The sequence below is a fragment of the Streptomyces sp. FH025 genome (genome assembly GCF_017427025.1).
Taxonomy (GTDB): Bacteria; Actinomycetota; Actinomycetes; order Streptomycetales; family Streptomycetaceae; genus Kitasatospora.
This window is the reverse complement of sequence record NZ_JAFLNG010000313.1, coordinates 1-8,696: the sequence shown is the minus strand read 5'-3', so window position 1 is coordinate 8,696 and position 8,696 is coordinate 1. Positions and strand designations below refer to the sequence as shown.

Genomic DNA, 8,696 nt, shown 5'->3' with positions numbered 1-8,696 from the left:
GCCGGGCTGGACGTCTGCCTGGTGGACACCGGGCTGACCACCGCGGCCGGGCGCGAGCTGTTGCCGCTCGGTGAACTCGCCGAGGCCGCCGGGGCGTCGGTGCGCGAGGTGGTCCGGCTGGAGTCGGTGGCCGAGGCGGTGTCGGCCGGGGCCGCGGACTGGCCGCGGGCCGTCGGCGAGGCGCTGGCCGCGGCCGCCACGGGGGCGGTCGCGGTCAAGTCGGTGCTCGCCTACCGGCACGGCCTGGCCGCCCCGGCCGAACGGCCCGCGCGCGCCGCCGTGGTGGCCGCCGCCGACGCCCGGCTGCGCGGCGGCCGCGGCCGGCTGGCCGATCCGGTGCTGCTGCACCACCTGCTCTGGACGGCCGTGGACGTCTGCGCCGAGCTGCGCCTGCCGCTCCAACTCCACACCGGCTTCGGCGATCCAGACCTCACCCTGCACCACGCCGACCCGTCCCTGCTGACGGACTTCGTGCGCTCCGCCGAGCCGAGCGGCGTCCCGCTGGTGCTGCTGCACGGCTACCCGTACCACCGGCAGGCCGCCTGGCTGGCCCAGGCGTTCCCGACGGTGTACACCGACCTCGGGCTGACGGCCTCCTACACCGGGCCGCGGGTGGCGGCCGTCCTGGGTGAGATGCTCGAACTGGCGCCGTTCGGCAAGGTCCTGTTCTCCACCGACGCCTACGGTCTGCCCGAGCTGTTCCTGGTGGGCGCCGCCCAGTTCCGGCACGGGCTGGGTGCCCTGCTGGCCGACTGGCGGGCCGACGGCGCCTGTTCGGCGGCCGACGCGCAGCGCCTGGCCCGGCTCATCGCCGCCGACAACGCCCGCCGACTGTACGCGATCTAGCGCCCGTCGACTCGTTGGCGAACCATCACTTTTTAACATTCTGACTGTCTGTTGCGACTGTTGACCTGCGGATCCTTCCTGTCCGCCCTTGGTCTAAATATGACGATTGGATGAATACCTCTTGCGCATATCAGCGAATCTTCATTAGCGTCCCGGTCATTCCCAGCGCACCTGCCTCACCGCAGCTGCCGCATGACGACTCGGGAGGGCCAACCCCAATGAGAGTTCCTCGGATCAGCCGGACCCGGTACGCGGCAGTGGGCCTCGTGCTCGCCACCGCCGGCGCCCTCGCGCTGCCGGCCGGCACCGCCGTCGCGGCGCCCACCGGCGACTCGACGACCGGTCCGCTGCTCAGCTACGTCGTCAACACCAAGGCCAACCACGGCCAGGTGCAGAAGGTCGAGAAGGCCGTCACCGGCCTCGGTGGCACGGTCGTCTACTCGTACGAGCAGATCGGCGTGGTCATCGCCCGCTCGAACGACACCAAGTTCGCCGAGAAGCTGCGCCTGGCCAAGGGCGTCGACTCCGTCGGTGCCAGCCGCACCAAGGGCATCACCGCCGCCGACCAGGAGACGACCGAGGTCGCTGCCGAGCCGGTCGGCACCGCCGCGAACGGCCAGGAGCCGTACGAGGCCAACCAGTGGGACATGCGCCAGATCGGTGTCGACAAGGCGCACAAGATCTCGCTCGGCAGCCGCAACGTCACCGTCGGCGTGCTGGACTCCGGCATCGACGCCACCCACGAGGACCTCGCCCCCAACGTGGACGCCTCGCAGTCGGTCTCCTGCATCGACGGCGGCAAGCCGAACACCGACTGGCAGTCCTGGCAGCCCACCACCAGCGACCACGGCACCCACGTGGCCGGCACCATCGGCGCCGCGAAGAACGGCAAGGGCATCGTCGGTGTCGCCCCGAACGTCAAGCTGGCCGCCGTCAAGGTCGTCGACGACGGCGGGTTCATCTACCCCGAGTACGCCATCTGCGGCTTCGTCTGGGCCGGTGAGCACCACTTCAAGGTGACGAACAACAGCTACTTCGTCGACCCGTGGATGTTCAACTGCCCGAACGACAAGGACCAGTCGGCGGTGACGGACGCCGTCCGCAAGGCCGTCGCGTTCTCGCAGCGCAAGGGCGTCCTCAACGTCGCCGCCGCGGGCAACGAGAACATCGACCTGGCGCACAAGACCACCGACGTGGCCAGCCCGGACGACACCACCCCCGGCACCCGCCCGATCGACAACAGCTGCCTGTCGCTGCCGACCGAACTGCCCGGCGTCGTCGGCGTCTCCGCGGTGGGCGTCAACGGCGACAAGTCGTACTACTCCAGCTACGGCAAGGGCGTCGTGACCGTCGCCGCGCCGGGTGGCGACGCCCGCTACCAGATCCCGAACACCCCGGACAAGAACGGTCGCATCCTGTCGACCATCCCGGGCAACAAGTACGGCTACAAGCAGGGCACCTCGATGGCCACCCCGCACGTCACCGGTGTGGTCGCGCTGCTCGCCAGCACCCACCCGTGGGCCAGCCCGGACGAGCTCACCGAGCTGCTGACCAACCAGGCCGAGTCCCACGCCTGCCCGACCGGCGTCTACAACCCGGGCAACACCGGCCAGTACAACGCCACCTGCGAGGGCGGCGCGGACGACAACGGCTTCTACGGCGCGGGCATCATCAACGCCGAGAAGGCGGTCCAGTGGTGGCGCTGAGGCGCCGACCGCGGTGACCTCTGAGCACTGAGCCGGGGAGCGGGGCCCATCGGGCGCCGCTCCCCGGTCGCGTTCCCGGTCGCGTTCCCGGTTGGGGAGCGAGCCGAGGACCGGAGCCCGAACCACGCCGCCCAGGGCCGGAGTTCACTCGAAGTGGTGCTCCCAGACCGTCTCCACCGACGGCTTGCCGTGCAGGTCCGGCACCTCCTGCAACCAGGCCGGCCGCCCGGCCCGGCTGCGGGCCGCCTGCCGCCGCTCGGCCTCGCGCAGCTGCTCCGGGGTCGCGAAGCCCTCCGGCAGCCACTCCCCGGAGAGCACCACCCGGGCCGCCAGGTGGGTGACGTACGCGCGCCGGACGGCGTCCACGGAGTCGAAGCCGGGCTCGTCGGCCAACCACTCGTCCGGGACCAACGCCAGCACCTCCTCCAGCAGTTCGACGGTGACCAGCGGCGCGAGGTCGTCGTCGGCCAGCCGGACGTCGGGGGCCGAGCCGCCGAGCGCGTGCGCGCTGAGGTCGTAGCGCTTGCCCACCGCCGCCTCGGCGGTGGCCCAACGGTGGTGGAAGATCAGCGCGGCGCCGTTGTCGATCAGCCAGAGCCGACCGTGCCAGACCACCAGGTTGGGGTTGTGGACGGTGCGGTCGACGTTGCCGGTGAGCGCGTCCAGCCAGACGACCCGCCCGGCCTCGACGGAGTCCACCGGGATCATCCCCGGCCGGAAGTCCCGCGCGCCGGGCAGCAGGTCCATCCCGAGGTTGAGGCCGGCGCTGGCCTTGAGCATGTCCTGGATCTCGGCGTCGGGCTCGTCCGCGGCCACCGCCGGGTCGAAGTCCACCAGCCGCAGCTCCGGCACCCGCAGCCCCAGCCGCCGGGCCAGCTCGCCGACGATCACCTCGGCCACCAGCGCCTTGCGGCCCTGGGCGGCGCCCGTGAACTTGACCACGTACGTTCCCAGGTCGTCGGTCTCCACGACACCCGGCACCGAGCCGCCGGCCCGTAGCGGATCCACATAGCGCAGCGCAGTCACCAGATCGAGCACACCGGCCACCCTATCCCGCCGCGTCGCGGGCGTGCCGCTGTGATTGGCTTGCCGGGCAGAGCGGTACCCACCACACGAGGAGAGCAAGGTCATGGGACAGGTGCAGGCCACCACCGAGCGGGTCTACGATGCCGCCCCCGAGCGGGTGTACGAGGCGCTGGCCGACTACCAGGTGACCCGCCCGAAGCTGCTGCCCGCGCAGTACAGCGAGTACGAGGTCCGGGTCGGCGGCACCGGCGCAGGCACCCAGGTGCACTGGAAGCTCCAGGCGACGGAGAAGCGGGTGCGCGACTGCCTGTTCACCGTCTCGGCGCCCAAGCCCGACCAGCTGGTGGAGAAGGACGCCAACTCCAGCATGGTGATCACCTGGACCGTCTCGGCCGTCGGCGAGGGCCGCTCCAAGGTGACCGTCGCCGCGACCTGGCAGGGTGCGACCGGCATCGGCGGTTTCTTCGAGCGCACCTTCGCTCCCAAGGGCCTGAACCGGATCCACGACCAGGTGCTGGCCAACCTGGCCGCCGAGGTCCGCTGAACGGTCCGCTGAACCGGGATCCCCCGAACCGGGGTCCCGGGGCCCGGGTTCCCACGGGATTCCGGTGAGCCGGGCGAATCGCCCGGAGTATCGAGTGGTCCGTCCACCCGTACGACTCGAAAGCCGTACGGGTGGACGGACCGCCACCTGCGGGTGACGGGGGCCGCCCGGCGCGGGGGAGCCATCCTAGGCTCGCCGCCGTGCATATGACGATCCTTCACATTTCACAACCGGTGGACGGCGGGGTGGCCCGCGTCGTCGCCGATCTGGTCCGGGGGCAGCGCGAAGCCGGGCACCGGGTGCTGGTCGCCTGCCCGAGCGGCGGCCGGCTGGCCGAGGAGGCCGCCGCGGTGGGCGCGCTGGTCCAGGACTGGCCCGCCACGCGCTCGCCCGGCCCGGCCACCGTCGCCGAGGCCTGGCGGCTGCGCCGGATCGTCCGGGCCGCCGGGCCCGACGTCGTCCACCTGCACAGCGCCAAGGCCGGACTGGCCGGCCGGCTGGCCGTGCGCGGCGCGGTGCCGACCGTCTTCCAGCCGCACGCCTGGTCCTTCGCCGCCGTGGACGGCGCGCTGGCCGCCGCCACCCTGCGCTGGGAGCGCTTCGCGAGCCGCTGGGCGCACCGGCTGCTGTGCGTCAGCGTCCAGGAGCGGGCCGACGGCGTGGCCGCCGGGGTGCACGCCGACTGGGCGGTGGTGCCCAACGGCGTGGACGTGCGCCACTACACGCCCGCCGACCGCCGGGCCGCCCGGATCGCGCTGGGCCTGGACCTGGACGCCCCGCTCGCGGTCTGCGTCGGGCGGTTGTGCCGGCAGAAGGGCCAGGACGTGCTGCTGGCCGCCTGGCCGGAGGTGCTGCGCCGGGTGCCACGGGCCCGGCTGGCGCTGGTCGGCGGCGGCCCGGAGGAGCAGCGGGTGGCGGAGCTGGTCCGGGGGACGGCCGGGCCGAGCCGGGTCCGGCTGGTGGGGGACGCGCCGGACCCCCGCCCGTGGCTGGCGGCGGCCGATCTGGTGGTGCTGCCCTCGCGCTGGGAGGGCATGGCGCTGGCGCCGCTGGAGGCGATGGCGGCCGCCCGTCCGGTGCTGCTGACCGACGTGCCGGGTGCCCGGGAGTGCCTTCCGCCGGCCGAGTGGGCGCAGTCGGTCGTACCGCCCGAGGACGTGACCGTACTCGCCGCGCGAATGGCGGAAGCGCTGTCGGATCCGATCGAGTGTGAGCGGCGCGGTGCCCGGCTCCGGGGCCACGTGGTGGCGCGGCATGACGTGCGCACCGTGGTCGAACAGGTGGACCGCCTCTACCGCCACCTGCTGGGGGCCGGACCGGCCGCCGGACGGCGCCGGGCCCGTATCCCGGAGCGGATCTGATCGTTTCACATGCCGTGAATGCCCGCCGTTTCCGGTGCTGTCGCATTCGCACCCTCAGCCGGATATGGGGCGAGGCGTCAAATCCGAAATACCTATTAATGGGCGGCTGGAATGAAACGGCAAGTCAACTTCCGGTCGGGGTCGCCCGGTTCGGTATTGTCGGATTTTGCCTGCTTCGTTCAGATTTCATTCCGGGCATTCGCGGCCGGGCCCTTCGCAACCGAGTCCTCCGTGACCGGTCCCTTCGCGATCGGCCCGTTCGCGGGACCACCGGCGGGAGGGGCGAAAGCCGCCAGCGGCAGCAGGTGTCAGGACCGCGCCCACCGGGCCGGGACGGCCTCCCCACGCCGATCGGCGCAGGGGCGCCGTCACCCCGGGCACACAGCAGGGGAGTTCGTGCGCTGATGACCATTGACCACGACAGTGTGCCGCGATCCGGCGGGCCTCTGTCAGGCCCGCGCAGGCCCGGCACCGGGCTGCTCGACCGGCCGACCGGGACGGCGCACACCCGGACGGTGTCGGCGCCCCGCCGGCAGCGCAGGGCGGTCCGCTCCCGGCTCGCCCTGCCGCTCGCGCTGGTCCAGGTCGATGCGATCGCGCTGTGCACCAGCACCGGAATCGCCAACCGGGTGATCGACCCGGCCGCCCCGCTCGACCCCCTGCTCGGAGTCCCCGCCGTCCTGCCCCTGCTCCTGCTGCTCAACCTCGCCGGCGGCCTCTACCGCGCCCGGCTCACGCTCTCCGTCCTGGACGAACTGCCCGCGCTGACCGTGCGCGCCGTCGTCGCCACCGCCTTCGCCGTCACCCTGGCCGGCTGCCTGGACGGCCGCTGGCCCGACTGCGGCCCGGCCACCCCGGCCCGGCTGACCGTCCTGCTCGGCGCCCAGCTGGTGATCGCCTCCTTCGGCCGCGGCATCCTCTACCACCTGGTCCGGCGGATCCGCCGCGGCCACCCCAGCCCCGCCCTGGTGCTCGGCGCCGGCCTGCTCGGCCGCAAGGTCGCCACCGTCCTCGGCGAGCACGGCGAGTACGGGATGCGCCCGGTCGGCTTCCTGGACGCCGACCCGCCGCTGCTGGCCGGCGACACCGGCCTGCCCGTCCTCGGCGGCCGCGAGGTGCTGGAGCGCGAGGTCCGCCGGCACCGGGTCCACCACGTGATCGCCACCGCCGGCGCCGCCGACGAGGCCGAGACCGCCGCCGCCCTGCGCGACGCCGCCCGGCTCGGCTGCCAGGTCTGGCTGGTGCCCGAACTGCGCGAGTACGGCTCGCTGCCCGCCGCCCCGACCGCCGCCGGCGACCACCTGTGGGGCTTCCCCTGCCTGCGGGTCGACCGCCCCGCGATGCGCCGCCCCGGCTGGGCCGTCAAGCGCGCCCTGGACGTCACCGTCGCCGCGTTCGGCCTGCTGCTGCTCGCCCCCGTCCTCGCCCTCTGCGCCCTGGCCGTCCGCTTCGACACCGGCCCCGGAGTGCTCTTCCGCCAGCAGCGCACCGGCCTCGACGGCAAGGTCTTCACCGTCCTGAAGTTCCGCACCCTGCGCCCGAGCAACGAGCACGAGTCCGCCACCCGCTGGAACATCGCCCAGGACCACCGGATGGGCTCCGTCGGCCGCCTGCTGCGCAAGAGCTCGCTGGACGAGCTGCCGCAGCTGTGGAACGTCCTGCGCGGCGACATGAGCCTGGTCGGCCCGCGCCCCGAACGCCCGTACTTCGTCATGCGGTTCAGCCAGGCCTACCCCGAGTACGCCGACCGCCACCGCGTCCCGGTCGGCCTCACCGGCCTCGCCCAGGTCAACGGCCTGCGCGGGGACACCTCCATCGAGGACCGCGCCCGCTTCGACAACCGCTACATCGAGAGCTGGAGCCTCTGGCAGGACGTCAAGATCCTCTGCCGCACCGCGGCGCTGATGCTCCACCCGGACGGGAGCTGACCCCGCGTGGCCCTGTCCCTTCCCGCCCTCCGGCGGCCGGCCTTACGGCGGGCCCTGCCGGCGCTCGCCGACCGGCCCAGCCTGCTCGCCGCGGCCACCGTCCTGCTGGTCTGCGTGCCCAGCGGCGAGAAGGACGTCACCGCCGCCGTCCACGTCACCGCCGCCGACGTGGCCTCGCTCGCCCTGGTCGCCCTCACCGCGCTGAACCTGCTGCGCGGGCGGCTGCCCGTGCTCAGCCGCACCGCCTGCGCACTGTTCGGCGGGATCGTGGTCTCCGCCGCCGTCGCCACCGTCGGCTCGATCGACCCGGCCACCAGCGTCACCGGCTTCGTCCGGCTTACCCAGGTGTTCGTCCTGGTGCCCGCCTCCGTGCTCTGCGCGCTGCGCGACCGCACCGACCAGCGCCTCGTCCTCGGCTCCTTCGTGCTCGCCGCGCTGATCCAGGGCGCGGTCGGCGCGCACCAGTACCTCACCCGCACCGGCGCCTCCTACACCGGCCAGCCGATCCGGGCCGTCGGCACCTTCGGCGCGCTGGACATCATGGCGATGTCCAGCGTGGTCAGCTACGGACTGCTCGCCGCCCTGGCCCTGGCCCTCGGCGAGCGCGGGTCCGACGGCAGTGCCCGGCTGCGCCGCGCGATGTTCGCCGCCGCCGCCTTCCTCACCTTCCCGCTCGCCGTCTCCTTCAGCCGCGGCAGCTGGATCGCCACCGGCGCCGCCGTCGTCGTGCTGCTGCTGCGCGCCGACGCCCGGCTGCTGGTGCGCGGCGCGGTGCTGGGCCTGGCCGCCGCCGTCGTGCTGGTCGGCGGTCTCGGCCTCGGCGCCTCCGGGGTCACCGAGCGGCTCAGCTCGATCGGTTCGGTCTCCGCCGCCCCCGACCAGTCCGTCTCCGACCGCTACGACCTGTGGGCCACCGCCGGACGGATCTGGCGGGACCACCCCGTCCACGGCGCCGGACCGAAGGCCTTCCCGCAGCTGCGCGACAGCCACGCCCCGCTGCGGCTGTCCTCCGGCAGCGACGCCGCCGACGCCACCATCGGCTTCCAGCGCGAACCGCTGCTCTCCCCGCACAACATGTACTTCCTGGTGCTCAGCGAGCAGGGCCTGATCGGCATCACCGCCTACGCCGTGCTCTTCCTCGGCCTGCTGCTCGGCTGCCTGCGCAACCGCCGGGGCCTCGGCGCGCTCGCCCTGCTCACCTGGGTGCTGGTCGACTTCCTGTACGCCGACATCGGCGGCGCCACCACCGTGCTGACCTCCGTCATCCTCGGCCTCGCCGCCCGCG

Annotated in this window: 7 protein-coding genes; 6 read left to right on the top strand and 1 reads right to left on the bottom strand. The window is 73.4% G+C overall.

Going from position 1 to position 8,696, the window contains the following annotated elements; all coding sequences use genetic code 11:
• Positions 1–846, top strand: an 846-nt coding sequence (locus J0670_RS21730; protein WP_207813310.1) for an amidohydrolase family protein, incomplete at its 5' end; no start/stop codon positions are given.
• A 218-nt stretch (positions 847–1,064) separates the two neighbouring features.
• On the top strand, positions 1,065–2,552 hold the full coding sequence (locus tag J0670_RS21725) for a S8 family serine peptidase (protein WP_207813309.1): 1,488 nt from the start codon (positions 1,065–1,067) through the stop codon (positions 2,550–2,552).
• Between the two features lie 144 nt (positions 2,553–2,696).
• Here J0670_RS21725 and J0670_RS21720 read toward each other — a convergent pair whose 3' ends face one another.
• The gene (locus J0670_RS21720) at positions 2,697–3,590 is read right to left on the bottom strand and encodes a HipA family kinase (protein ID WP_207813308.1); all 894 of its coding nucleotides are present in this window, start codon (positions 3,588–3,590) and stop codon (positions 2,697–2,699) included.
• 91 nt (positions 3,591–3,681) lie between these two features.
• On the opposite strand from J0670_RS21720, the gene J0670_RS21715 reads away from it, so the two are divergent.
• The 4 genes from J0670_RS21715 to J0670_RS21700 all read left to right on the top strand — a co-directional run.
• Positions 3,682–4,122, top strand: a complete 441-nt coding sequence (locus J0670_RS21715; protein WP_207813307.1) for an SRPBCC family protein — start codon at positions 3,682–3,684, stop codon at positions 4,120–4,122.
• 206 nt (positions 4,123–4,328) lie between these two features.
• Positions 4,329–5,483, top strand: a complete 1,155-nt coding sequence (locus J0670_RS21710; RefSeq protein ID WP_207813306.1) for a glycosyltransferase — start codon at positions 4,329–4,331, stop codon at positions 5,481–5,483.
• Positions 5,484–5,887: 404 nt separating this feature from the next.
• Positions 5,888–7,411: a sugar transferase gene (locus tag J0670_RS21705; RefSeq protein ID WP_207813305.1), complete on the top strand. Its 1,524-nt coding sequence runs from the start codon at positions 5,888–5,890 to the stop codon at positions 7,409–7,411.
• 6 nt (positions 7,412–7,417) lie between these two features.
• A partial coding sequence (locus J0670_RS21700) for an O-antigen ligase family protein (protein WP_307806632.1) occupies positions 7,418–8,696 on the top strand: 1,279 nt, incomplete at its 3' end.